The 21,328-nt window shown below is 73.2% G+C and carries 26 protein-coding genes; 7 read left to right on the top strand and 19 right to left on the bottom strand.

The genetic code is table 11. From position 1 onward, the window contains the following. Nucleotides 1-169: 169 nt before the first annotated feature. The 4 genes from AC07DA_RS00400 to AC07DA_RS00385 all read right to left on the bottom strand — a co-directional run bounded on the left by AC07DA_RS00400 (nucleotide 170) and on the right by AC07DA_RS00385 (nucleotide 2,835). Nucleotides 170-502, bottom strand: a complete 333-nt coding sequence (locus tag AC07DA_RS00400) for a DUF2516 family protein (RefSeq protein WP_479123854.1) — start codon at nucleotides 500-502, stop codon at nucleotides 170-172. Between the two features lie 112 nt (nucleotides 503-614). Further along, nucleotides 615-1,295: a hypothetical protein gene (locus AC07DA_RS00395; RefSeq protein ID WP_479123167.1), complete on the bottom strand. Its 681-nt coding sequence runs from the start codon at nucleotides 1,293-1,295 to the stop codon at nucleotides 615-617. An 83-nt stretch (nucleotides 1,296-1,378) separates the two neighbouring features. Further along, the gene (locus AC07DA_RS00390; protein WP_479123165.1) at nucleotides 1,379-2,071 is read right to left on the bottom strand and encodes a helix-turn-helix domain-containing protein; all 693 of its coding nucleotides are present in this window, start codon (nucleotides 2,069-2,071) and stop codon (nucleotides 1,379-1,381) included. A 26-nt stretch (nucleotides 2,072-2,097) separates the two neighbouring features. Further along, nucleotides 2,098-2,835, bottom strand: coding sequence for a class I SAM-dependent DNA methyltransferase (locus tag AC07DA_RS00385; protein WP_479123163.1), 738 nt, complete (start codon nucleotides 2,833-2,835; stop codon nucleotides 2,098-2,100). A gap of 112 nt (nucleotides 2,836-2,947) precedes the next feature. Here AC07DA_RS00385 and AC07DA_RS00380 point away from each other — a divergent pair, with 112 nt between their 5' ends. The 3 genes from AC07DA_RS00380 to AC07DA_RS00370 all read left to right on the top strand — a co-directional run bounded on the left by AC07DA_RS00380 (nucleotide 2,948) and on the right by AC07DA_RS00370 (nucleotide 5,335). Next, nucleotides 2,948-3,487 carry a DUF2269 domain-containing protein gene (locus AC07DA_RS00380; RefSeq protein ID WP_479123161.1) on the top strand — a complete coding sequence of 180 codons (540 nt, stop codon included), beginning with the start codon at nucleotides 2,948-2,950 and terminating at the stop codon, nucleotides 3,485-3,487. Between the two features lie 68 nt (nucleotides 3,488-3,555). Further along, a complete protein-coding gene (locus tag AC07DA_RS00375; protein ID WP_479123160.1) occupies nucleotides 3,556-4,152 on the top strand; it encodes a TetR/AcrR family transcriptional regulator in 597 nt (198 codons plus the stop codon). Between the two features lie 4 nt (nucleotides 4,153-4,156). Beyond that, nucleotides 4,157-5,335 carry a GDSL-type esterase/lipase family protein gene (locus tag AC07DA_RS00370; protein ID WP_479123159.1) on the top strand — a complete coding sequence of 393 codons (1,179 nt, stop codon included), beginning with the start codon at nucleotides 4,157-4,159 and terminating at the stop codon, nucleotides 5,333-5,335. Between the two features lie 104 nt (nucleotides 5,336-5,439). Here the strand turns inward: AC07DA_RS00370 and AC07DA_RS00365 are convergent, their stop codons facing one another. Then, nucleotides 5,440-5,790 carry a winged helix-turn-helix transcriptional regulator gene (locus AC07DA_RS00365; protein WP_479123158.1) on the bottom strand — a complete coding sequence of 117 codons (351 nt, stop codon included), beginning with the start codon at nucleotides 5,788-5,790 and terminating at the stop codon, nucleotides 5,440-5,442. Between the two features lie 49 nt (nucleotides 5,791-5,839). Between AC07DA_RS00365 and AC07DA_RS00360 the strand changes: the two genes are divergently transcribed. Beyond that, on the top strand, nucleotides 5,840-6,769 hold the full coding sequence (locus tag AC07DA_RS00360) for an NAD(P)-dependent oxidoreductase (RefSeq protein WP_479123157.1): 930 nt from the start codon (nucleotides 5,840-5,842) through the stop codon (nucleotides 6,767-6,769). 67 nt (nucleotides 6,770-6,836) lie between these two features. Here AC07DA_RS00360 and AC07DA_RS00355 read toward each other — a convergent pair whose 3' ends face one another. The 5 genes from AC07DA_RS00355 to AC07DA_RS00335 form a co-directional block, all read right to left on the bottom strand. Next, entirely contained in the window at nucleotides 6,837-8,852 is a 2,016-nt protein-coding gene (locus tag AC07DA_RS00355; protein WP_479123156.1) for a HelD family protein, read from the bottom strand. 41 nt (nucleotides 8,853-8,893) lie between these two features. Beyond that, on the bottom strand, nucleotides 8,894-9,520 hold the full coding sequence (locus tag AC07DA_RS00350) for a TetR family transcriptional regulator (RefSeq protein WP_479123154.1): 627 nt from the start codon (nucleotides 9,518-9,520) through the stop codon (nucleotides 8,894-8,896). A 35-nt stretch (nucleotides 9,521-9,555) separates the two neighbouring features. Further along, nucleotides 9,556-11,667, bottom strand: a complete 2,112-nt coding sequence (locus tag AC07DA_RS00345) for a phosphotransferase (protein ID WP_479123152.1) — start codon at nucleotides 11,665-11,667, stop codon at nucleotides 9,556-9,558. A 191-nt stretch (nucleotides 11,668-11,858) separates the two neighbouring features. Further along, complete coding sequence (locus AC07DA_RS00340) at nucleotides 11,859-12,599, bottom strand: HAD family hydrolase (protein ID WP_479123150.1); 741 nt, start codon at nucleotides 12,597-12,599, stop codon at nucleotides 11,859-11,861. Next, nucleotides 12,599-13,450, bottom strand: coding sequence for a GntR family transcriptional regulator (locus AC07DA_RS00335; RefSeq protein ID WP_479123852.1), 852 nt, complete (start codon nucleotides 13,448-13,450; stop codon nucleotides 12,599-12,601). The genes AC07DA_RS00340 and AC07DA_RS00335 overlap by 1 nt, the downstream gene beginning before the upstream one ends. A 208-nt stretch (nucleotides 13,451-13,658) precedes the next feature. Between AC07DA_RS00335 and AC07DA_RS00330 the strand changes: the two genes are divergently transcribed. Continuing rightward, complete coding sequence (locus tag AC07DA_RS00330) at nucleotides 13,659-13,847, top strand: hypothetical protein (protein ID WP_479123148.1); 189 nt, start codon at nucleotides 13,659-13,661, stop codon at nucleotides 13,845-13,847. Between the two features lie 38 nt (nucleotides 13,848-13,885). Here AC07DA_RS00330 and AC07DA_RS00325 read toward each other — a convergent pair whose 3' ends face one another. The 3 genes from AC07DA_RS00325 to AC07DA_RS00315 all read right to left on the bottom strand — a co-directional run bounded on the left by AC07DA_RS00325 (nucleotide 13,886) and on the right by AC07DA_RS00315 (nucleotide 17,012). Beyond that, nucleotides 13,886-14,788, bottom strand: a complete 903-nt coding sequence (locus tag AC07DA_RS00325) for a FadR/GntR family transcriptional regulator (RefSeq protein ID WP_479123147.1) — start codon at nucleotides 14,786-14,788, stop codon at nucleotides 13,886-13,888. A 250-nt stretch (nucleotides 14,789-15,038) separates the two neighbouring features. Further along, nucleotides 15,039-16,301, bottom strand: coding sequence for a GNAT family N-acetyltransferase (locus AC07DA_RS00320; protein WP_479123146.1), 1,263 nt, complete (start codon nucleotides 16,299-16,301; stop codon nucleotides 15,039-15,041). A 78-nt stretch (nucleotides 16,302-16,379) separates the two neighbouring features. Beyond that, complete coding sequence (locus tag AC07DA_RS00315; protein WP_479123144.1) at nucleotides 16,380-17,012, bottom strand: RsiG family protein; 633 nt, start codon at nucleotides 17,010-17,012, stop codon at nucleotides 16,380-16,382. A 212-nt stretch (nucleotides 17,013-17,224) separates the two neighbouring features. On the opposite strand from AC07DA_RS00315, the gene dtd reads away from it, so the two are divergent. Continuing rightward, nucleotides 17,225-17,650 carry a D-aminoacyl-tRNA deacylase gene (gene dtd, locus AC07DA_RS00310; RefSeq protein ID WP_479123142.1) on the top strand — a complete coding sequence of 142 codons (426 nt, stop codon included), beginning with the start codon at nucleotides 17,225-17,227 and terminating at the stop codon, nucleotides 17,648-17,650. Between the two features lie 19 nt (nucleotides 17,651-17,669). Here the strand turns inward: dtd and ygfZ are convergent, their stop codons facing one another. The 3 genes from ygfZ to AC07DA_RS00295 are packed head-to-tail and all read right to left on the bottom strand — an operon-like array spanning nucleotide 17,670 to nucleotide 19,675. Continuing rightward, a complete protein-coding gene (ygfZ, locus tag AC07DA_RS00305) occupies nucleotides 17,670-18,635 on the bottom strand; it encodes a CAF17-like 4Fe-4S cluster assembly/insertion protein YgfZ (protein ID WP_479123140.1) in 966 nt (321 codons plus the stop codon). Nucleotides 18,636-18,645: 10 nt separating this feature from the next. Next, on the bottom strand, nucleotides 18,646-19,083 hold the full coding sequence (locus AC07DA_RS00300; RefSeq protein WP_479123139.1) for a Fur family transcriptional regulator: 438 nt from the start codon (nucleotides 19,081-19,083) through the stop codon (nucleotides 18,646-18,648). Between the two features lie 16 nt (nucleotides 19,084-19,099). Next, the gene (locus AC07DA_RS00295) at nucleotides 19,100-19,675 is read right to left on the bottom strand and encodes a heme-binding beta-barrel domain-containing protein (protein ID WP_479123137.1); all 576 of its coding nucleotides are present in this window, start codon (nucleotides 19,673-19,675) and stop codon (nucleotides 19,100-19,102) included. 203 nt (nucleotides 19,676-19,878) lie between these two features. Between AC07DA_RS00295 and AC07DA_RS00290 the strand changes: the two genes are divergently transcribed. After that, the gene (locus AC07DA_RS00290) at nucleotides 19,879-20,241 is read left to right on the top strand and encodes a DsrE family protein (protein ID WP_479123135.1); all 363 of its coding nucleotides are present in this window, start codon (nucleotides 19,879-19,881) and stop codon (nucleotides 20,239-20,241) included. On the opposite strand, the gene AC07DA_RS00285 is transcribed toward AC07DA_RS00290, so the two are convergent. The 3 genes from AC07DA_RS00285 to AC07DA_RS00275 all read right to left on the bottom strand — a co-directional run bounded on the left by AC07DA_RS00285 (nucleotide 20,235) and on the right by AC07DA_RS00275 (nucleotide 21,299). Beyond that, entirely contained in the window at nucleotides 20,235-20,630 is a 396-nt protein-coding gene (locus AC07DA_RS00285; protein WP_479123133.1) for a VOC family protein, read from the bottom strand. The two genes, AC07DA_RS00290 and AC07DA_RS00285, sit on opposite strands and share 7 nt — an antisense overlap. A gap of 37 nt (nucleotides 20,631-20,667) precedes the next feature. Next, nucleotides 20,668-20,925, bottom strand: coding sequence for a DUF3099 domain-containing protein (locus AC07DA_RS00280; protein ID WP_383344743.1), 258 nt, complete (start codon nucleotides 20,923-20,925; stop codon nucleotides 20,668-20,670). 86 nt (nucleotides 20,926-21,011) lie between these two features. Beyond that, a complete protein-coding gene (locus tag AC07DA_RS00275) occupies nucleotides 21,012-21,299 on the bottom strand; it encodes a DUF1416 domain-containing protein (RefSeq protein ID WP_003991226.1) in 288 nt (95 codons plus the stop codon). Between the last annotated feature and the right edge of the window lie 29 nt (nucleotides 21,300-21,328).

Below are 21,328 nucleotides of genomic sequence, written 5' to 3'. Positions count from 1 at the left end.
CGGTCCGCGGCCACCGGAGGGCGGGTCCGGCGGACGGCGGGGCCGGGCGGCCCGGCGGACGGCCGAGGACGGCGAGACCGGGCGGCCCGGCGGACAGCCGAAGACGGCGAGACCCGGCGGCCCGGCGGACAGCCGAAGACGGCGAGACCCGGCGGACGGCCGGGGAGTTCTACCGGCCGCCGTTCCAGGGGCCGTACGGGCCGTCGCTGCTGGAGCCGCGGCTGCTGCGGCCCCCGCCCGGGAGCGCCCGGATCGCCGGCCGGACGTCGACCATGTACACGATCGTCGCGATGAGACCGATGATCGGCAGGAACGACAGGATCGGGAAGAGCAGGTTCACCACGAAGGCGATCCCGAGGATGATCAGCCAGAACGGCTTGGTCTTCTTGTCGGCCGCGCGGTAGGCGTCCTCGCGGCGCACGGCGGCGTCCAGCAAAGCGAAGCCGCTGAAAACGATCAGAGCCATGCTCAGCAGCCACATAAACCCTGCGAAGCCCTGCATCAGCACAACGTCCACCACCCGACTCGGCTCGTCCCTACTGCGGTCACCGTACCCGTACAACGGGCCGGGCACCCCCGGGGTGCCCGGCCCGCCGTCGGTGCCTCCCTGACGGTTACTTCGCCGGGGGCGTCGGCTTCTTGGCGGTGGTGGTCTTGCGCGCCGGGGCCTTCTTGGCGGCGGGCGCCTTCTTCGCCGCCGCGGCGGCCTTGGCCTCGGAGGCGATGACCTGAGCGGGCTTCGCCGGCTCCTCCTTGACCTCGACCGGCTCGGGCTTCGGCTCGACCGCGATCGCCAGCTCCTCGACGCTCTCGGCGACGTCCTCGATGCCGTCGGCGGCCTCGCCGCGCCAGGTGCGGACGGCCTGCTGGCCGTGCTCGGCGACCTTCTCGTAGGTCTCCCGGGCCTTGACGGCGTACTCGGCGGCCACGCCGACGCCGCGCAGCGCGAAGTCCTGGGCGCTCTCGCCGAACTTCTTCAGGTCCGCGTCGATCGTGCTGCCGATCTTCTTCACGTCGAAGGAGCCGAGGAACTCCGTGACCTTGTTCTGCAGGGTCTCCTGCGTCTCCTTGACGCGGGCTGAGGCCTCCTTGGCCCGGGCGGAGGCCTTCTCCTGCACGGCCTTGGTGTCGGTGTTGCGCACGGCGTCGAACCGGGCCGGCGCCTCGGAGCGCAGCTGCTCCACCAGGGCCGGCACCTTCTTGGCCTGCTGAAGGGCGAGGTCGGCGGTGCCCGCCGCGAAGTAGAGCGGGGTCGGGTCGCTGAAGGTCTTGCGCAGGTCGTCGGTGATGGCCATGGTGATGGTCCTCCCGGATTCTGTCTGAGGGTTCGGCTGAGGGTTTTTGTGATCCGTGGCGGCGGCCGGTGCCCTGGTCCGGCTCAGCCGGCCGTCCGCCGTGGATCGGTGTCGCTTCCGCCGGTGCCCTCGCGGGTGCGGCGGGCGGCGGGCGTACCGCCGTCGGTCTTGCGGGTGCGGCGGGCGGACACCGCGGGGGCCGGACCGCCGCCGTCGGCACCGGCGCGGCGGCCGGTGGCGGACGCCCCGCCGTCCACCTCGCCGTCGTCTTCGCCGGCGGCGGGGAGCTCCGCGGAACGGTCGCCGTCGGCCGTGCGGGGCCGGCGTATCCCGGGTCCGGCGCCGGGCGCGTCCCCGTCGACGGCCACCGTGCCGTCCACCTCGCCGTCCACCGTGCCGTCCGCGGCCGGCACGCCGTCGCCGCTGCCGAACCCGTTCTCCTTGCGGAACGACTCGTAGATCTGCAGCAGCACCTGCTTCTGCCGCTCGTTCAGCGCGGGATCGGCGAGGATGACCGCCCGGGTCTCCACCTCGTCCCGGTCCCGCTCGGCGTCGAGGATCCCGGCGCGGACGTACAGCGTCTCGGCGGAGATCCGCAGGGCCTTGGCGACCTGCTGCAGCACCTCCGCGCTCGGCTTGCGCAGCCCGCGCTCGATCTGGCTGAGGTACGGATTGGACACGCCGGCGGCGTCGGCGAGCTGCCGCAGCGACAGCTGCGCGTTGCGCCGCTGCTCGCGCAGGTAGTCACCGAGATTGCCGACGTTGAGCGATGCCATGACTCCACAGTGCAGCACCTCGCTAACTATTGCAAGCACCCGCTTGCAAAAGTGCGCCACACCACGCTTCCGGCTCCTTCCCGGCGAACGCCGCCAGGGCGAGCGGCGGACACCTGAGTCCCGGGCCTGTGCGCCAGGAGCGTGGCCGAGCGCCTCTTCGAGCCGCCCTCCGGTTCGCGCACCATGCGTGTCGTGACCACCAGCCCGGCCTCCTCCAGCAGTCCGGCGATGCGGTCCGGCGGGAGCAGGTGGGACTCGCAGGACACCGGGTGGTCGCCGTAGGCCCGGGTCGGGCTCAGGTGCTCGCCGTCGCCCACGTGGCCCGCGAGCATCAGCAGGCCGCCGGGTGCGAGGGTGCGGTGGAACTCGGCGAAGACGGTGGGCAGGTACCGGGGCGGGGTGTGGTGGGTGGAGTAGTACGCGAGGATGCCGCCGAGCCGGCCGCTGCCGATGCCCAGGGCCGTCATCGAGCCGGTGGCGAAGGGGAGTTCCGGGTGGGCCGCGCGGGCCAGTTGGGCCATCCTCGGCGAGAGGTCGACGCCGAACGCCCGCACCCCGAGGGCGGCCAGGTGGGCCGTCACCTTTCCCGGGCCGCAGCCCAGGTCGGCGACCGGGCCCAGGGGGCGTACGAGTTCGGCGAAGCCGGCCAGCATCGCACGGGACACCGGGTCCAGCCGGGCCGGTTCGGGGACGCGGCGCGCGTACTCGGCGGCGACGGTGTCGTAGGACTCGCGGATCGCGGTGAGGTACGAGGGCTCAGTCACAGCGCGACGCTAGCCGCCGCCGCTGACACCCCGGCCGTACGCCCACGTCAGTACGCCGGGTTACTCCCGCGGTGAGACGTCTGCGGCGCCGCCGCCCGGCAGCGTGGTCCGGGTGAACACCACCACCTCGAAACCGAAACTCGGCCGGTCCGCGCGGCGGGCCGTGCTCGTCGTGCACGTCACCGCCTCCGCGGGCTGGCTCGGGCTCACGCTCGGGCTGCTCGCGCTCGGCACCACCGCCGCCACCTCCGGTTCCGCCGTGAGCGTGGAGGCCTCGGTGCGGGCCATGCGGCTGTTCGCCGACTGGCTGCTGCTGCCCGTCGCGTTCCTGACCCTGCTCAGCGGCCTGGTACTGGCATTGGGCACACCGTGGGGGCTGGCACGGCACCGGTGGGTCGTCACCAAGTTCTGGCTGACCCTCGCCACGACCGCCGCCACGGCGTCCACCCTGCGTCCCGGCGTGTCCGCGGCCGTCTCCGCCGTCGCCGCGGGCGGGCCGCTGCCCGATGCCGGGGACGTGCTGTTCGGACCGGTCGTCTCGCTGTCCGCCTACGTCTTCATGACCGCGGTCTCGGTCCTGAAGCCATGGGGACCGACCCGGCGGGGAAAGAGGCTGCGAGCGCTCACGCGCGGGACCCGACAGGGCGCCTAAGAGGGCCGAAAGTTTGCCTAAAGGTGTTAGGCAGGTGCACAATCCCTTCAGGTGGAAGGGAGCAGCGCATGGCACGCGCGGGACTGACCCCGGAGCGACTGGCCCGGGCCGGTGCGGAACTCGCCGACGAGGTGGGGTTCGACCACGTCACCGTCTCGGCGCTGGCCCGGCGGTTCGACGTCAAGGTCGCGAGCCTGTACTCGCACGTGCGCAGCTCCCAGGACCTGAAGACCCGCATCGCCCTGCTCGCGCTCACCGAACTGGCCGACCGCGCCGCCGAGGCCCTGGCCGGACGGTCCGGCAAGGACGCGCTGGCCGCCCTCGCGAACGTCTACCGCGACTACGCCCGGGAGCACCCCGGCCGCTACGCCGCCGCCCAGCTGCGGCTGGACCCCGAGACGGCCGCCGCGAGCGACGGGGTCCGGCACGCCCGGATGACCCGGGCCCTGCTGCGCGGCTACGACCTGGCGGAACCCGACCAGACCCACGCCGTCCGGCTGCTGGGCAGCGTCTTCCACGGTTACGTCAGCCTGGAACTGGGCGGCGGGTTCAGCCACAGCGCCCCCGACACCGACGTCACCTGGGCACGGATCCTCGACGCCCTCGACGCGCTGCTGCGCAACTGGCCCGCACCCGGCGAGCCCCCTACGGACCCCCGAGGCTGACACCATGCACACCGAGCCCGACTGGATCACCACGCCCCTCACCGCGGCTCTGCTGCGCGGTGCCCTCGACGTGGAGCGCACCGAGCACGGGCTGCTCCCGCACCGGCTGCCGGCCCGGGCCCGCGCCCAGAACACCGACGCGCAACTGGCCATGGCCGAGGCCCAGCCGTCCGGCGTACGGCTGGCCTTCCGCAGCGCCGCGACCGCCGTCGAGCTGGACATCCTGCGCACCAAGCGCGACTACAGCGGCTTCCCGCCCCGCCCGGACGGCCTGTACGACCTGCGCGTCGACGGCCGCCCGGCCGGCCAGGCCCCGGCCAACGGCGGCAACGTCCTCACGATCGACCTGGACACGTGGAGCGGCACGGTGCAGGAGGGCCCGGTCGGCACCGTCCGCTTCACCGGCCTGCCCGCGCGCGAGAAGGACGTCGAGATCTGGCTCCCGCACAACGAGACGACCGAGCTCGTCGCCCTGCGCACGGACGCGCCCGTCGCGCCCGCGCCGGACCGGGGCCGCAGGGTGTGGCTGCACCACGGCAGCTCGATCAGCCACGGCACCGACGCCGCGAGCCCGACGGGCGTGTGGCCCGCGGTCGCCGCACTGCTCGGCGGGGTGGAGCTGATCAACCTGGGGCTGGGCGGCAGCGCCATGCTCGACCCGTTCACCGCGCGGGCGATCCGCGACAGCCCGGCCGACCTGATCAGCGTCAAGATGGGCATCAACCTCGTCAACCAGGACGCGATGCGGCGGCGTGCCTTCGGACCGGCCCTGCACGGCTTCCTCGACACGATCCGCGACGGTCACCCCGACACCCCGCTGCTGCTCGTCTCCCCCATCCACTGCGCCATCCACGAGGCCACGCCCGGGCCCACCGCCCCGGACCTGAGCGCGGTCGGCGAGGGCCGGCTGCTGTTCGCCGCCATGGGGGACCCGGCGGAGGTCCCCGCCGGCAAGCTCACGCTCGGCGTCGTCCGCGAGGAGATGTCCCGCATCGCGCGGCAGCGGTCCGCCGAGGACCCGCACCTGCACTACCTCGACGGGCTCGACCTGTACGGCGAGACCGACGCGGCCGAGCTCCCCCTGCCCGACCGCGTCCACCCCGACGCCGCCACCCACCGGCGCATCGGCGAACGCTTCGCGGAGCGCGCGTTCGCCCAGGCAGGCCCCTTCTCCCGGCCGTAGAACACCCACTTTTTTGTGGGTACTTGGCAGTGCGCGGCCACCGGGGGAACCTGGTGGCGGCGGGTGAGGCCCCGGGCGCACGGCGGACGGAGGGGAGGTGAGCGTCAGGAGGCCGGCCGGGCGGTCTCGGCCAGCTTCTCCAGGCGCCGGTGTCCCCAGTCGGACAACGGGGCCAGCGCTCCGGCGAGTTCACGGCCGAACGCGGTCAAGGAGTAGACCGTCTTCGGCGGGAGCACGTCGTGGACCTCCCGGTGCACCAGACCGTCGGCCTGCATCTCCCGCAGCGCCTCGGTCAGCACCTTCTCGGTGAGGCCCGGCAGCCGCCGGCGCAGTTCCGCCGGGCGGTGCGGCCCCGACTCCAGCAGCCAGAGCAGGCTCGTCTTCCACTTGCCGTCGATCACGGCGATCGCGGCGGTCACTCCACAGACGTTCAGGTCCTGGCGTCGGCGCGCCATGTCCACCCCTTTTGTCATTGTTCGTCCACTGCCAGCAAGGAGTTCCCTCGTGTCCACCCACAGCACGCCCGCCCGCCCCGCGCATTCCGCCCCGCCGGCCGCGGGTGACACCGCGACGGTCACCGTCCTCGGGCTCGGCCCGATGGGCCGGGCCCTGGCCGGGGCGTTCCTGGACGCCGGACTGCGCACCACGGTGTGGAACCGCACGCCGGGCCGGGACGGCGGGCTCCTCACGCGCGGCGCGCAGGGTGCGGCGTCGGCGGCCGAGGCGGTCGCCGCCAGTGAGGTGGTCGTCGTCTGCGTGGTGAACTACGACGCCGTCGACGCCGTCCTGCGCGCGGACGACGTCACGACCGCCCTGAAGGGCCGCACGGTGGTGAACCTGACCGCGGACACCCCCGCCCGGGCCCGCGCCACCGCCGACTGGGCCGCCGCGCACGGCATCCGCTACCTCGACGGCGCCATCATGACCCCGACCACCACCATCGGCACGCCCGACGCCGTGTTCCTGCACAGCGGGCCCGCCGAGCTCTACGAGCGACTGGACCCGGTGCGGCGGGCGCTGGGCGGCACCCACACGCACCTCGGCGAGGACGTGGGCCGGGCCGCGGCCTACGACATCGCGCTGCTCGACATCTTCTGGACGGCGATGGCGGGCTACGCCCACGCCCTGGCGGTGGCCCGGGCCGAGGGCGTCACCGCGACGCAGCTCGCGCCCTTCGCGCAGGGCATCGGCGCGATCCTGCCACCGCTGTTCGCCGGGACCGCGGCGGACGCCGACGCCGGCACGTACTCCGGCGAGGACAATCCGCTCACCTCGGCGGTGTCGTCCATGGCGCACATCGTCCACGTCTCGGAGGAGCACGGCATCGACGCCGGGGTGATGCGCGCCGCCGAGGGCATGGCCCGCCGCGCCATCGGACTCGGGCACGGCCAGGACGGCTTCCTCCGGATCGCGGAGGTCATCGGGCGGCGCTGAGTCGCGCGTCGCGGGCGCGGCGACGCGCCGCCGGGGCCCCGCGCCCGGGAGGAGGGCCGCTCGGCGCTCAGAAGGGCAGGGGCCTCGCGTGCACCACGTCCAGCCGGGTCACCGCCCGCGTCAGCACCACGTACAGCCGGTGCGGCCCCCGCTCCTCGGCCTCGGCGACGGCCGCCGGCTCGACGGCCACGACGTGGTCGTACTCCAGGCCCTTGACCACGCTCGCCGGCACCAGCGAGACCCGCGCGCCGAGTTCCTCCGGGCCCGCCGCCGCGATGCCGGCCGCGTCCAGGGCCGCGCGCACCCGGGGCACGTCCGCGTCGGCGGCGACGACCCCGACCGAGCCCTCCCGCCCCAGCGCCTCCCGGACGGCGTCCGCGACCGCCGCGGGCACGGCGCCGGGGGCCGTCTCCCGCAGGCGCACCTCCCCGTCCCCGCGCAGCGAACGGGCCTCGGGCACGTCCACGTCCAGCCGCTCCAGCAGCCGGTTGGCGAGCTGGAGCACGGCCCGCGGCACCCGGAACCCCGTGGTGAGGGCCACCACGGCCGCGTCCGGCTTGCCCAGGTGGGCGAGGACCCCGGGCCACGAGCGCGCCGCCCACGGGGTCGTCCCCTGTGCCAGGTCGCCCAGCACGGTCAGCGAGCCGAACGACGACCGGCGGGCGATGGCGCGGCACTCCATGGGCGACAGGTCCTGCGCCTCGTCCACGACGACGTGCCCGTACCCCCGCGGGTGCTCGATCAGCCCGGCCACCTCGTCGAGCAGCACCAGGTCGGCGGCCGACCAGCGGGCCGACCTCCACGACCGGGGCGGCTTCGCCCACAGCAGTGCCCGCTGCTCCCCGGCGTCGAGCAGCCCGTCGGCGGCCGCCGCCAGCGCCGCGGCGTCACCGAGCAGGTGGGCGACGACCTCCTCGGGCCGCACCCGGGGCCAGAGGGCGTCGAGGCAGGCGGACACCGGCCGCGCCCGCTCGACGCGGCGCACCCAGGCGTTCGGGGGCGGTCCGGCCCGCCGCTCGGCCTGCTCGCGCAGGCTCCGCACGATCCGCGCCCGCACCCGTTCCCGGCCGACCGCGTACGGCGGTTCCTCCTCGCGCACACTCGCCACGATCGCCGCGAGTTCCGCCACCGGCACCCGCCACCGGTACGACCCGTCGGGCACGGTGAGCGATCCGGCCCCCTCGGTGCGCACGCGCGCGTACAGCGCCCGCCGCAGCACCCGGGCCATCCGGGCGTCGTGCTTGACGACGGCGGCGCGGTCGTCGTCGACGGCGCGGACCGGCCAGTGGGCGATCTCCTCGGCGAGCGTCGACTGGCGCACACCCGTCTCGCCGAGGGCCGGCAGGACCTCCGCGATGTACGACAGGAAGGTGCGGTTGGGCCCGAGGATCAGCAGACCACCGCGGCGGATGCGCTGCGGGTGGGTGTAGAGCAGGTAGGCGGCCCGGTGCAGGCCGACGGCGGTCTTGCCGGTGCCGGGCGCGCCCTGCACGCACACCGACAGCGCCAGGTCCCCGCGTACGAGGTCGTCCTGCTCGGGCTGGATCGTGGCGGCGATGTCCCGCATGGGTCCGACCCGGGGCCGCTCGATCTCCCGGGCGACGATCTCACCGGCCCGGCTCTCGCCCTGCCCCAGGTGCTCGTCCTCCAGGCCCGTGAGGTCGGCGGAGTCGCCCCGGCTGCCGGGCGCCCACCCGAACCGGCGGCGTACGGCGACGCCCTGCGGGTCCCGGGCGGAGGCCTGGTAGAAGGCGCGCGAGACGGGTGCGCGCCAGTCGACGACGAGGGGCGGTTCGGCCGGGTGCTCGCAGATCCGCAGCCGCCCGATGTGCAGCTCGCCCTGCTCCCCCTGGAGGGCCCCGAAGAACAGGGGCCCCTCGGGCAGCTCGCGCAGCGCCTCGGCCCGGCTCCTCAGCCGGTACCCGAGGACCTCGGCGTCGGCACCGGACGCGGAGACGTCCTCGCCGGTGACGACCTGTTCACCGGCGCCCTCGACCATCGCGGCGAGGGCGTCCCGGCACCGGTCGTGATGGGCGCGTTCCCGGTCGAGGACAGACGGAAGGGCGGGCTCGGTCGACGTCATTCCACCGAGCGTACGGCAAAAACATTACCGAGTTAAATCTATTACTCGGTTTCATTCGGCGCGGAGCCCGGCGCCAGCGCGGCCGCCAGCCGGCCGAAGGCCCGCTCCGCCGCCGCCACCGCGTCGGGCCGCACGTCCGCCACCCGCTCCCCGGCCGCGATCCGCCGCCAGTTCTCCAGCGCCAGCACGCGCAGCACGGCCATGATCTGCCCCGCCGCGAGCCGCGCGTCCAGGTCGCCCCCGAGCACCCCGGCGAGCGCGGCCTCGGACCGCTCCTGGTGCGTGTGCGCCCGGGCCACCAGGGAGGGCGTGCCGTAGAGCAGCTCGTGGAAGGCCAGCACCTCGGGGTGGTCGTTGAGCCCGGTCACCGGGTCGCACCGCCGCAGCCCGGCCAGGAAGTGCCGCCGCAGCGCCTCCACGGGCGGCTCCCCGGACTCCGCCACCACGCGCGCGGCCTCCCCCTCGTGGTCGGCGATCCGGTACAGCACCAGATCCTCCTTGGCCGGGAAGTACCGGAACAGCGTCGGCTTGGAGATCTCGGCGGCCGCCGCCACCTCCGCGACGGACACCGCGTCGAAGCCCTTCTCCAGGAAGAGCCGGACGGCGATGTCCGACACGGTCTCGTACATCCGCTGCTTCTTGCGCTCACGCAGGCCGGGCCGGGTCATGGGGGGAGCCTACGCAGTGCTCCGGCGGACAGGCCCTAGGCGAGGGCGCGGGCGAGGTAGGGGTTCGCCGTGGCGCGGGCCGGGAGGCCGAGGGAGGCGGTGGCGGCGGCGAGGGTCATGGGGTACGAGTCGACGGCCCGGCGGACGTTGGGCGCGTCCAGGCCGGAGCCGGTGACCAGCCGGTCGAGGTCGACGTAGGCGGAGCGGACGATCTCGACCCGGCGGTAGACCCGCCAGTCCTCGCGCCAGTCCCTGGTGTACTCGGCGGGCAGGGTGTTCTCCCACTGCCGCAGCATGCGCTCCCTGATCTCCGGCCTGGTCGGGGTGAGGTGGAGGTGCCGGACCAGGTCGTAGAGCGGATCGCCGACCATCGCCATCTCCCAGTCGATGATGGTGAGGGCCAGGTGGTCGCGCCCGGAGCGGCGGACGAGGTTCCAGGGGTTGAGGTCGCCGTGCAGCAGGGCGTGCCTGCGCGGGGTGACGCGGTGCCGGGCGAGGATCTCGCCGAGCCGGTCGGCGTCCGGCAGCCCCAGCGCCTTCGCGGCCCGCTGCGACTCCTTCGGCAGCCCCCGCACCAGGGCGACCAGTTGCCCGCTGAGCCAGGTGTAGAAGTCCCACGGCCCGGTGAGCGGGTCGAGCCCGGCGTGGTCGACCCGGGTCAGCTGCCCGAGCTGGTAGACGAGCCCGTCGGCCTCGTGCGGCAGCAGGCCGTGCACCGGGTGGCTCGGGGGGCGGTCGTCGTGCAGCGGTCCGGCGTAGGTGTGGACGGCGAAGGCGTCGCCGCCGTGACTGCGGCCCAGCGCCAGTACCCGGGGCGCCGTCACGTCCACCTCGGAACGGGCGATGGCGCCCAGCACCGCGTGCTCGCTGAGGTGGCTCGGCTCCCGGCGGCAGAACGAGGCGATCCTGCGCCGCACCACCACGGGGACGTCGAGGTGCGGCACGCGGACCACGGAGTTGAGGTGGGCGGTGCCCTTGAAGACCCGGCCGGCCGGGGCCGCGCCCTCCGCGACCAGGGCGTCGCGTACGGCCGGGTGCGGGAAGTCCGGCTGTTCCGGGATCCGCTTGTCGGGGGTCCAGGTCAGCGGCGGGACGGGGCGGAAACCGGTGGGCCGGCGGTGCCGGGAGTCCCGCCGGCGCAGCAGCACCCGCTCGATCTGGGTCCCGCACGGCACCCGGGCGAGACCGAGCGGCTCGGCGGCGGTCTCCAGCGCGCGGCGGACGGCGGCCGTGGCCCGGGTCAGGCTCCGCTCGTCGAGCCGGTCGTCCAGCGACCGGGCGGCCCGCATCACGTCCGCGTACAGCGACTGGGCCCGCTCGAAGGCGACGTAGTGGCGCAGGTCCCTGGCCAGGCCGTTGACCGCCGAGGGCCGCACCTCCGCCATGGCCGCGGCCCAGGCGTCGCGCACCTCGTCCCACTGCGCGGCGGGGTAGCGCATCCGCACCAGGTGCGTGGCCAGTTCGTGCAGCGGGTCGCCGTAGGTGGCGAGCTCCCAGTCCACGGCGGCGACGGACCGGCCGTCCGCGGCGACGATGAGGTTGCCGCGGTGCAGGTCGGTGTGGAGCAGGGTGTACGGCCGGCGGGCCATGGCGGGAAGCCGCTCGGCCAGTCGCGTCAGCGCGTCGGCGGGGACCCCGAGCGCCTCGAACAGCCCGCCGAACTCCGGCCAGTTGGGCCGGCGGATCTGCCGGTCGGCCAGCTGGGCCAGGCCGCGCAGGAACCCGCGGCTGCCCGTGTCGCCGCCGGGCCGCGCGTCCGGCAGGGGCGGGAGGGCCTCCCTGCGGACCTGCGCCATGCGGGCGACCGTCTCCATCAGCGAGGTGACCAGCCGGCGGTCGACCGGGGCACCGTCGCGGTGGAGGCTGGAGAGCGGAACGCCCTCCACGTAGCTGTGGACCGCCGAACCGTTCCGCCTGGCGAGGCATTCGGGGGCCCGGGGCAGCACCCCGCCGATGGCGCGGAGCACGTCGTGCTCCTTCCAGGTGCGGATCACCACCGGCAGCGCGTTGCGGGCCCGGACCCGCACTATGGCCGGGGTGCCGGCCGCGCGCCGCACGTACCGCGCCATGGGCTCGGTCAGGGGCAGGACGAAGTTGCGGTTGTGATGGCCGTCGTGCACCACGCCGTCCGTCTGCGCCCGCCGCACGAACTCCCCGTAAGGATCGTGCGCGGGGAACCTCCGCGAGGGGGAGGGGGAAACCGCCAGCGGGGGCACCGGCTGCTCCTGGATCACTGTGCGAAGCTCTGGAACGTGGTGCAGAGCCTAGCGCCGCCCCGGTGCCCGGACGACTCGCGCCAGGTGATCCGTGATCTCAATGAGGTAACCGTCACGCGCGGTCAGCGGGTGCCCCGCAGGGCGACCAGCACTTCCTCCAGGGAACCGACGATGTGCGCCGGATCGACTCCCGCTGCCACCAGCAGGTCCCGCTTCCGCTGGTTGCGGGCGTAGCCGAGGAACGGGACGCCCAGTTCCCGCGCCGCCTGGTAGTCCGTCCCGGCGTCGCCCAGCATCAGCGCCCGGGACGGGTGCGCGGCCAGGGACTCCAGGGCCCGGGACAGGCAGTACGGGTCGGGTTTCATCCGGGCGAGGTTCCCGGTGCGGCCGTGGATGTGGGGGAAGCAGCCCGTGAGCCGCCGGCTCTCGATGTAGGCGGCCGCGGCGCGGGCGGAGTTGTTCGTGGTGATGGCGAAGCGCGCGCCCAGCGCCGACCACGTCCGGATGAGCGGGTCGGCGTACGGCGTGGGCAGTGCGCGGGGGACGGCGGTGAGCTCCTGCGCGGTGAGCCACTGCTCCAGCCGGGCGATGGGAGCGCTGTCGGGATACCGCTGGTCGATCAGCAGCAGCACCGCCTGGGGGTCGGGGTCGAAACGTTCCTCCTCGCTGAGGAGCCCGTCCAGCCCGAGCCGTTCGAGCTCCTTCACGAGCTCCCGTGCCACCCCGTTCGCCGGATGGCCCGCGAACAGCCGGCAGATCGGCCCGTCCAGGTCCCACAGGACGTGACGGACCGGAGCGAGCAGCTTCCGCAGTTCTTCGGCCGAGGGCGTCACCGCACCAGTCTGCTTCGTATCAGAGGTCACTAGGAGAGTGTCAGGTCCGTCGTGATGGTTTCCCAGAGGGCGTCGAACCACTTCTGGGATTCCTCCACGAACGCCGCGTCCCGCCGCCCCGCCCGCTTGAGGAAGGAGAACAGCAGGGACCGGGAGCCGAGGACGTCGTACATGTCGAGGGCCCGCCCTTCCCACTCCTCCTCGCGCCGGGTCAGCATGTAGTAGCCGATCAGCGCCTCCTGCCCGTTGAGGAGATAGAGCTTCACGGGCGGCGTGAACGGCAGCGCCCGGAACCGGACCCGTACGTCCATGCCGTGCGTGGCGCGCAGGGTCAGCAGATTGTGCTCCAGGACCCGCAGCTGGGCGTTGCGCATCTCCAGCCAGCGCTGGTGCACCGCGTCGTCCGCCTCCCGCTCCTCGACCAGGCGCGGGAAGGCGAGGTTGATGTCCCGGGACGGCAGCAGGACGCGCAGGTCGATCGAGGCGGGCCGGGTGCGGCCCTCGTGGATGCGCCGCAGCGGCTCGCCGAGCGCCAGCATCAGCGTCTCCGACGTGTGGCAGACGACGTCCACCTGGACGGCCGTCGCCGAGAACGCCTCCGTCAGGCGGGGCGCCAGGCCCACCATCGTCGGCTGGGGCTCGTCCCGGCTCGTGGCGGGCGCGGCGACGCGCGGGGGGCTGCCCTTGGAGACGTTGCTGAGGAGGCCGTCCTGCTGGAGCACGCGCAAAGCCTGGCGCACGGTGCCGCGCTCCACACCGAACTCACCCGCGAGTTCGGCCTGGGTGGGCAGGCGCTCCCCCGGCCTGAGCTCGCCGGCGCGGATACGTTCCCGCAGGTCGTCGGCGATCTCCTGGGGCGAGAGCCTTCTGCTGCCGTTCACTGCCACGTTCTCCGCCACGTTCTCCTGGGCCACGACCGAACGCTACAACTCTGATCCACCTAGCGGGAGTTGCCTGGAAGTTGTTTATGACCAACGACCAAGTGGGGACAACTTAATCAGAGTTGGTTGCCAACTTCTCGGAGTTGGCGGAAGTTTTGCTTCCGAAGTCCCGGACTTCCGGTCTTCCGGCTCCCGAAGGGGGAATCCGATGCCCGCCCTCGCTCTCCTCTCCGCCGCCTTCGTCGTCGCCTTCGAGCAGCTCGTGCAGTGGAAGTACGGCCCGGCCGGCCTCGTCGGCCTGCTCCTTCTCACCGTGGGCATCAAGGCCAAGAGCCCGGCCGTCAGCTCCGCGGGAGCCGTCGTCCTGGCGCTGCTGATGACGGGCCCCGCCCTCTGAGTGACCCCGGCGGCCCCGACCAACCACCGCGGGAGGCCTCAGTTCGTGAGCACGAGCTCCGAACTGATCGTCTCCCACAGTGCGTTGAACCACAGGTGCGACTGCTCCACGAACGTCGTGTCACGCTGGCCGGGGCCCTGCCGGAAGGAGAACAGCATCGACCGGGTGCCCTGCGCGTCGTACATCGGCAGGGGCTCGTGGTCGAACTCGGCCTCCCGGCGCGCCAGCGTGTAGTACGCGAACAGCGCCTCCGCGCCGTTGAGCAGGTACAGCTTCACCGGCGGGGTGAAGGGCAGCGCCCGGAACTTGACGCGCACGTCGATGCCGTGGGTGGCGCGCAGGGTCAGCAGGTTGTGCTGGAGCACCTGCCCCTGGGCGTTGCGCATCGCCAGCCACCGCTCGTGCACCCGGTCCTCGCCGCGCCCTTCGACCGGCACCGGGAAGGCCAGGTCGATGTCCCGGCTCGGCAGCAGCACCCGGACGTCGACCTTGGCCGGTTCGAGCCGCCCGGCGTGGATCTGGCGCAGCGGCTCACCGATGGCGAGCGTGAGGGAGACGGACGTCAGGCACACCGCGTCGATCTCCACGTGTTCCGCCGCGAACGCCGCCGCGATCCGGGGCGCGAGCGCCACCGTCGTCGGCAGCGGTGGTGCTTCCGGGCCGGTCAGCGCCCCGGCCGGGTCGGCGGCGACGGTCGCCGGGCTGCCCTTGGAGACGTCGGTCAGCAGCCGCTCGGCCTGCAGGATGCGCAGCGCCTGGCGCACGGCACCGCGCTCGACACCGAACTCGTGGGCCAGCTGGGCCTGGGTGGGCATGCGTTGCCCCGGCCGCAGCGTCCCTGACCTGATCCGGGCGCGCAGCTCGTCGGCCACCTCGTGATGTGTTCTCCGTGGCCGCTGTGACCGCTTGCGTCCTCCGGCGGAGGCGTGTTCGGGGTCCACACGTCAACGCTACAACTTCCCGCCATCTTGGGGCAGTTCAGCGGAGGGTGGTTATGAGACGCTTCCAAGCGGAGATAAGTACAGAGAAGTTGGTCACCAACTTGCCCGACATGGTCCGACCTTCAGGGGGTTGGCCAGTCCGGTCGGGGGCTCCCTTCCGGAGGGGAGCCGGGAGCCCCGTCGCACGACCACCACAACCGAACAGCTCGCTACGGATGCGGGTCCCTGTCCACCGGCAGAAGGGAGCGGCTCAGAACAGGTCCGGGCACCACGGCCGCCTGGGCGTGCGCAGCAGGGCGTCGGCCTTCCGGGCGGCGCCCGCTCGTTCTTCCCGCACCCGCCCGAGCGCCGCGAGCCGCACCGCCGACTCGTCCCCGAGCCACAGCGCCCCCAGACCCCCCAGTCCGAGCGCCAGGTCCGCGCTCTCGGTGGTCGGCGCGCACGAGGCCCCGCCGGGCGAGGCCTCCAGCCGGTAGCGCCCGCCGGTCAGCCCGTCCACGCCGGCCACCTCCAGCACCAGCGTCCCCTCCCCCTCGTACGTCCGCGCCTCCAGCGCCCGTACGACGTCCAGGATCCGCACCCACAGCCAGTCCGCCAGGGACGTGATCGCGGCCGCCCGCGGATCGGGCAGGAGGTGGGGAAGCAGGTCGTCGGGGGCCCGCCAGCCGCTCTTGACCCGCACCACCCAGTCGATCGAGCACAGGTACTGCCACAGGGCGCGCTCCGCGGCCGGCGTGACACCGGTCAGCCAGCGCACCGTGGCCGTGTTCAACGGCTGCTTGGCGTCGCCCCAGTTGTCGTCCACGTCGTAGGCGGCCATGCCCTCGACCTCGCCGGACGCCGACCGGTACACGGCGTGGAAGGGGTCCTTCCAGGACGGGTCGACCCGTACGGCGCCGGTGTTCCACTTCCACCACAGCGTGTCGCGGTCGATGGCGCCGGGCATGCCCCGGCACAGCCGCTCGTGCAGGTCGGGGCCGAGCTTGCGGACCTCCTCGCCGTCCACCAGGTCGATCCGCCCGCCGTCCGGAGGGCCGGCCCAGCGGGCGTCGAGACCGGCGCGCGGCACGTCGACCGTCCACTCGGCCGTCCACGTCGCCGGGCCGAAGCCGTAGCGGCCGTAGATCGGGTACTCGGCGGCGACCAGCGTCGCGACGACGTCCCCCCGGTCCTTCGCGGCGGCCAGGTCCCGCGCCATCATCCGGCTGAGCAGCCCCCGGCGGCGGTGGGTGGCGTGGACGGTGACGCCCGAGACGGCGTCGGCCGCGACCCGCGCCCCGCCCACCGCCGTGAGTTCCTGGTCGAAGGAGCGGAAGGTCGCCACGCACCGGCCGCCGTCGAAGGCTCCGAGGTAGCGGCCCGGGACGAAGCGCTCACGGCGGCCCTCGATCTCCTCCTCGGACAGGGCGGGCACCCGCAGGAAGCCGGTGTTCACGGCGCGCAGCCAGTCGGCGAACCCGGCTTCGTCGACGGGGCGTACGTCGATGCCGTCGGCACGTGTGGCAGAGGTCATGGGCTCACGCTAGGAGGAGGGCCGGCCGGGTGTCGCGGCAATATCCGACCGGCCTCTCCCCGGGCCCCTCGGGGCGGCTCAGACCAGCAGGTCGTCGACCTGCGCCTCACCCTCGCGGTAGCGGCGCGCGATCTCCGCGCTGCACTCGTCGGCCGTGCGCTGCAGCCGCTGCCGGCGCCGGGAGACCTGCTGCTCGTGGCGCACCAGCCGCCCGATCCCCGTCTGCAGCTCCAGGTCCGTGCGCGCGTCCAGGTCGGACAGCTCGACCTCGGCGAGCATCTCGGCGGCCAGCCGCCGGAACTCCTCGCCCTGCGGCGTGCCCAGGGTCACGTGCCGGGCGGAGGAGCGGTGCCGGGCCGGGGCGTCGCGCAGGATCTCCGCCAGCCGCTCCACGACGGACACCTCCCCGGGGACCGCGGCGGCGGACGCCTCCGCGGGGGAACGCCGCGCCAGCTCGGCGCGCAGGATGTCGATGCGCCCCTGCAGCAGCCGCCGCAGGTAGCTGAGGTCGGCCTCGTCACGCTGGGCCGCACGGCGCAGCGCGCGCAGTTCGGGCAGGCTCAGCGCGGCCAGACCCGGCCCGGGAGGGTCCGAGGGCAGCCGCGGGCTGTCCGTGCGCTGGGTGGGCGGCCGGTGGTACTCCGACGTCCCGATCCCCGTGTATGCCGACCGGACACCCCCCGGGTGCTGCCCGGTGCTCGATGTGCTCATGTGCCTCAACCGTCCCCTCGACCGGTGTGTGAATGCATCGTGCCACCCCAAGTGGCCGCTATGGGAACGAGTGCCCCCGATAGACCCCAGATGGGCGGTTAAGCAGCAAAATACGGTCCAGCGCTGGCAGTTGGCGCCCGGCGCAAACCACCCTTTCGGGCCATGCGCGCACCGGTCACGGCACTGACGTCACCTCCCGGCATGATGGACACATGCGAGCTGTGGTGCAGAGGGTGGACGGCGCGAGCGTCGTCGTGGACGGCGAGACGGTGGGGTCGATCGAGGGCGAGGGGCTGTGCGTGCTCGTCGGCGTGACCCACGAGGACACCAAGGAGAAGGCGGCCCAGCTGGCCCGCAAACTCTGGTCGATCCGCATGCTCCACGGGGAGAAGTCCTGCAGTGATGCCGACGCCCCGCTGCTGGTGATCAGCCAGTTCACCCTCTACGGAGACGCCCGCAAGGGCCGCCGCCCCACCTGGAACGCGGCCGCCCCGGGCGACGTCGCCGAGCCGCTGGTGGACGAGGTGGTCGCCCAGCTGCGCTCGCTCGGCGCGACGGTGGCCACGGGCCGTTTCGGAGCGGCGATGCGTGTATCACTGACGAACGACGGCCCGTTCACCGTGCTGATCGAAATCTGACCCGAAAGGTCTACAAGTCCTACGGCTCGACGACGACTTCCTGGGCCGCGGCCGTGTCACCGGCGACCAGCGGAGCGTCCACGGCCACGTTCCGCTTCACCAGGGCGAGGGCGACCGGGCCCAGCTCGTGGTGGCGTGCGGAGGTCGTGATGAAGCCGATCTTCCGTCCGTCCGGGCCGTCCTGCGCGAGCCGCAGCTCGGTCCCGGCCACCGGCAGGTGGACCTCACTGCCGTCCAGGTGCAGGAAGACCAGGCGGCGCGGCGGCTTGCCCAGGTTCTGCACCCGGGCGACCGTCTCCTGGCCGCGGTAGCAGCCCTTCTGCAGGTGCACCGCCGAGGCGATCCAGCCCAGCTCGTGCGGGATGGTGCGGTGGTCGGTCTCGAAGCCGAGCCGGGGCCGGTGCTGCTCCACGCGCAGCGCCTCGTAGGCGAGGATCCCGGCGGGCGGCCCGGCCTGCGCGGCGTACGCCTCCAGGTCGGCGCGCGGCAGGAACAGGTCCCGGCCGTGCGGGGTCTGCCGGACGACGGCGGACTCGGGGACCTCGGCGATGGAACCGGCCGGGAGGTGGACGACCGCGATGTCCGCGGTCCGGTCGGCGACCTCGACCCGGTAGAAGAACTTCATCGACTCCAGGTAGGCGATCAGCGCCTCCTGGGTGCCCGGCTCGACGTGGGCCCAGACCGTCTCCCCGTCGTCGACGAGGTACAGGGCGTGCTCGATGTGGCCGTTCGCGGAGAGGATCAGCGCCTCGGTGGCCCGGCCCGGCGGGAGCTCGCTGACGTGCTGGGTGAGCAGCAGGTGCAGCCAGGCCAGCCGGTCCTCGCCGGTGACGGTGACGACCCCGCGGTGGGAGAGGTCCACGAAGCCGGCACCGTCGGCGAGGGCGCGCTGTTCACGGAACAGATCGCCGTAGTGGGCGGCGACGCCTTCGTCCACGCCCTCGGCGGGGACGGCACCGGGCAGGGTCAGCAGAGGGCTCTTCATATCCCCAAGCCTACGACTCGGTAGTTGAAGCCTTGAGCGTGCAGTCGCGGCACCGGCCGAAGATCGCGAAGTGCTTCATGTCCGTGTCGAACCCGAAGGTCTCGCGCAGCTTGGCCGTGAACTCGGCGGCCACGGAGACGTCCGCCTCGATCACGCTCTGGCAGTCCCGGCACACCAGGTGGATGTGGTGGTGCCGGTCCGCGAGGTGGTACGTCGGCGCCCCGTGCCCCAGGTGCGCGTGGCTGACCAGGCCGAGCTCCTCCAGGAGCTCCAGCGTCCGGTACACCGTGGAAATGTTGACCCCCGACGCCGTCTTCCTCACTTCCACGAGGATGTCGTCGGGGGTCGCGTGTTCCAGGGTGTCCACGGCTTCGAGCACGAGTTGCCGCTGCGGGGTCAGCCGGTAGCCGCGCTGCCGCAGATCGCTCTTCCAGTCGGTGCTCACCACACGGACGAGTCTAGGACTACTTGAAGAAGGCGATGCCGTCGTCCGGCATGTCGTCGGGCAGGGCCTTGGCCCAGCGCTCGACCTCCTCCGGCGTGACGACCTTCTTCAGGTGGGCCGACATGTAGGGGCGCAGCTCGACGTCGGGGGTCTGCTTCTCGCCGACCCACATCAGGTCGCTCTTGACGTAGCCGTACAGCCGCTTGCCGCCGGTGTAGGGCTGCGAGGCGGCCGTGCGGGCGACCGCGTCCGTCACGAGGTCGATCTGCGGCTTCTTGTCCGCCAGCTCGCCGTACCAGATCTCGATGACGCCGTCGTCGCGGGTCATCGTGACCTCGACCTTGCGCTCGGCGTCGATCCGCCAGTAGCCGTGCTCGGACTCCAGCGGGCGGACCTTGTTGCCGTCGTTGTCCAGCACCCACGTGTGGGACCGGTACTCCAGGAAGTCCCGGCCGTCGTGGGTGAAGGCGACCTCCTGCCCGAAGTTGCACTTCTCCGAGCCGGGGAAGTCGTGCACACCGGCGCCCGCCCAGTTCCCGAGCAGGAAGGCGAGCGGGACGAGGTCCTTGTGGAGGTCGGACGGGATCTCGATCATCAGAACTTCCTAGACGTGGGTCAGCGCTGGCCCTGGTACAGCTTCTTCACGGTCAGTCCGGCGAACGCGAGGACGCCGACGGCGACCAGGACCAACAGGATTTCGAAGAAAAGCTCCACGGGGTGCTCCTTGAGCGGGGTGCGGATGTAAGCACAGGGCCGGCCCCAGCTTACGCGGGCCCCCTGCGCACTACGATTCCGGCTATGGCGAAGAAGCTGGTGATCAAGGTGACGGCCGGGGCGGACGCCCCCGAGCGGTGTTCCCAGGCGTTCACGGTCGCGGCGGTGGCCGTGGCGAGCGGCGTCGAGGTCTCCCTGTGGCTGACCGGCGAGTCCGCCTGGTTCGCGCTGCCCGGCCGCGCCGCCGAGTTCGAGCTGCCGCACGCGGCGCCCCTGCCCGACCTGCTGGACTCGATCCTCGCGGCCGGCCGCGTCACCCTGTGCACGCAGTGCGCGGCCCGGCGCGAGATCACGGAGAAGGACGTCATTGAGGGCGTGCGCATCGCGGGCGCCCAGGTCTTCGTGCAGGAGGCGCTGGCCGACGGGACGCAGGCCCTCGTCTACTGAGACTCCGCGGACGGCGGGGTCGGCTCGGTGTAGAGGCAGAAGGGGTGGCCCGCCGGGTCCAGCAGCACCCGGACGTTCTCCTGCGGCTGGAAGCCGGGGATCCGTGCCCCCACGGCCAGGGCCCGCGCGGTCTCCCGCTCCAGGTCGTCGACCTCGATGTCCAGGTGGACCATCATCCGCTGCCGGTCCGGGCGGCCCGGCCAGACGGGCGGCACGTAGGCGGTCTCGGTCTGGAAGGCCAGGCCCGCGCCGCCGCCGGGCGGCCGGATGCGCACCCAGTCGGGGTCGCCGTCGTCGCGCCACACGCCCCAGCCGGGCAGCAGCCGTAAGTAGAAGTCCGCGAGTTCCCGTGCGTCGGGTGCGTCCAGCACCGTCTCCGTCAGCCTCATGCAGGCGGGATACCCCGGGCGTCCGGCGGGACTCCCCTCACGGGCGCTTCCTGCCGTCCAGCTCGTCCCACCACTCGTCGGACTGAGGGTCTCCGGAGGGGTCGTCCCACCAGCGGTCGTCCGGGCCCCGCCGGTTGGCGACCATGGCCGCCACGGGCGGGATGACCATGGCGACCACGCACATCCCGACGGCCACGGGGACCGACCACAGCCGCACCACGGACCAGGCCAGGACGAACAGGCCGACGCACAGGCCCATCAGGGCGAAGTACCGGTGCCGTCGCCGCGCGTACATACCTCCAGCGTAGGTCCGGGCAGGCCGGAGGGCCGCACCCCAGGCGTCCAACCCGGTGGGTGCGGCCCTTCGAGAACCGGTCGCCGTCAGACGGCGATCGCGACCTCCGCCAGTCCGCCCTGCTGGGCGACGACCGTGCGGTCGGCGGTGGCGCCGGGCACGAGGGCACGGACGGTCCAGGTGCCCTCGGCCGCGTAGAAGCGGAACTGTCCGGTCGCCGAGGTCGGCACCTCGGCCGTGAACTCGCCGGTCGAGTCCAGCAGGCGGACGTAGCCCACCACGGGCTCGCCGTCCTTGGTCACCTGGCCCTGGATGGTGGTCTCACCGGGCTTGATCGTCGAGGCGTCGGGGCCGCCGGCCTTCGCACCACACATGTCGTACTCCTGAAGGGGTCGGGAGAGGT

This window comes from Streptomyces sp. NPDC044921, from assembly GCF_056432865.1.
Note: the sequence above shows the minus strand (reverse complement) of the source record. Positions and strands in the feature narration are given on the sequence as shown.

What these genes read in the sequence shown, in the direction of transcription:
- AC07DA_RS00400 (WP_479123854.1), bottom strand. Translation starts at nt 502, where the DNA reads ATGCAGGGCTTCGCAGGGTTTATGTGGCTGCTGAGCATGGCTCTGATC.
- AC07DA_RS00395 (WP_479123167.1), bottom strand. Translation starts at nt 1,295, where the DNA reads ATGGCCATCACCGACGACCTGCGCAAGACCTTCAGCGACCCGACCCCG.
- AC07DA_RS00390 (WP_479123165.1), bottom strand. Translation starts at nt 2,071, where the DNA reads ATGGCATCGCTCAACGTCGGCAATCTCGGTGACTACCTGCGCGAGCAG.
- AC07DA_RS00375 (WP_479123160.1), top strand. Translation starts at nt 3,556, where the DNA reads ATGGCACGCGCGGGACTGACCCCGGAGCGACTGGCCCGGGCCGGTGCG.
- AC07DA_RS00370 (WP_479123159.1), top strand. Translation starts at nt 4,157, where the DNA reads ATGCACACCGAGCCCGACTGGATCACCACGCCCCTCACCGCGGCTCTG.
- AC07DA_RS00365 (WP_479123158.1), bottom strand. Translation starts at nt 5,790, where the DNA reads ATGGCGCGCCGACGCCAGGACCTGAACGTCTGTGGAGTGACCGCCGCG.
- AC07DA_RS00355 (WP_479123156.1), bottom strand. Translation starts at nt 8,852, where the DNA reads ATGACGTCGACCGAGCCCGCCCTTCCGTCTGTCCTCGACCGGGAACGC.
- AC07DA_RS00350 (WP_479123154.1), bottom strand. Translation starts at nt 9,520, where the DNA reads ATGACCCGGCCCGGCCTGCGTGAGCGCAAGAAGCAGCGGATGTACGAG.
- AC07DA_RS00330 (WP_479123148.1), top strand. Translation starts at nt 13,659, where the DNA reads ATGCCCGCCCTCGCTCTCCTCTCCGCCGCCTTCGTCGTCGCCTTCGAG.
- AC07DA_RS00320 (WP_479123146.1), bottom strand. Translation starts at nt 16,301, where the DNA reads ATGACCTCTGCCACACGTGCCGACGGCATCGACGTACGCCCCGTCGAC.
- AC07DA_RS00315 (WP_479123144.1), bottom strand. Translation starts at nt 17,012, where the DNA reads ATGAGCACATCGAGCACCGGGCAGCACCCGGGGGGTGTCCGGTCGGCA.
- dtd (WP_479123142.1), top strand. Translation starts at nt 17,225, where the DNA reads ATGCGAGCTGTGGTGCAGAGGGTGGACGGCGCGAGCGTCGTCGTGGAC.
- ygfZ (WP_479123140.1), bottom strand. Translation starts at nt 18,635, where the DNA reads ATGAAGAGCCCTCTGCTGACCCTGCCCGGTGCCGTCCCCGCCGAGGGC.
- AC07DA_RS00295 (WP_479123137.1), bottom strand. Translation starts at nt 19,675, where the DNA reads ATGATCGAGATCCCGTCCGACCTCCACAAGGACCTCGTCCCGCTCGCC.
- AC07DA_RS00290 (WP_479123135.1), top strand. Translation starts at nt 19,879, where the DNA reads ATGGCGAAGAAGCTGGTGATCAAGGTGACGGCCGGGGCGGACGCCCCC.
- AC07DA_RS00285 (WP_479123133.1), bottom strand. Translation starts at nt 20,630, where the DNA reads ATGAGGCTGACGGAGACGGTGCTGGACGCACCCGACGCACGGGAACTC.
- AC07DA_RS00280 (WP_383344743.1), bottom strand. Translation starts at nt 20,925, where the DNA reads ATGTACGCGCGGCGACGGCACCGGTACTTCGCCCTGATGGGCCTGTGC.
- AC07DA_RS00275 (WP_003991226.1), bottom strand. Translation starts at nt 21,299, where the DNA reads ATGTGTGGTGCGAAGGCCGGCGGCCCCGACGCCTCGACGATCAAGCCC.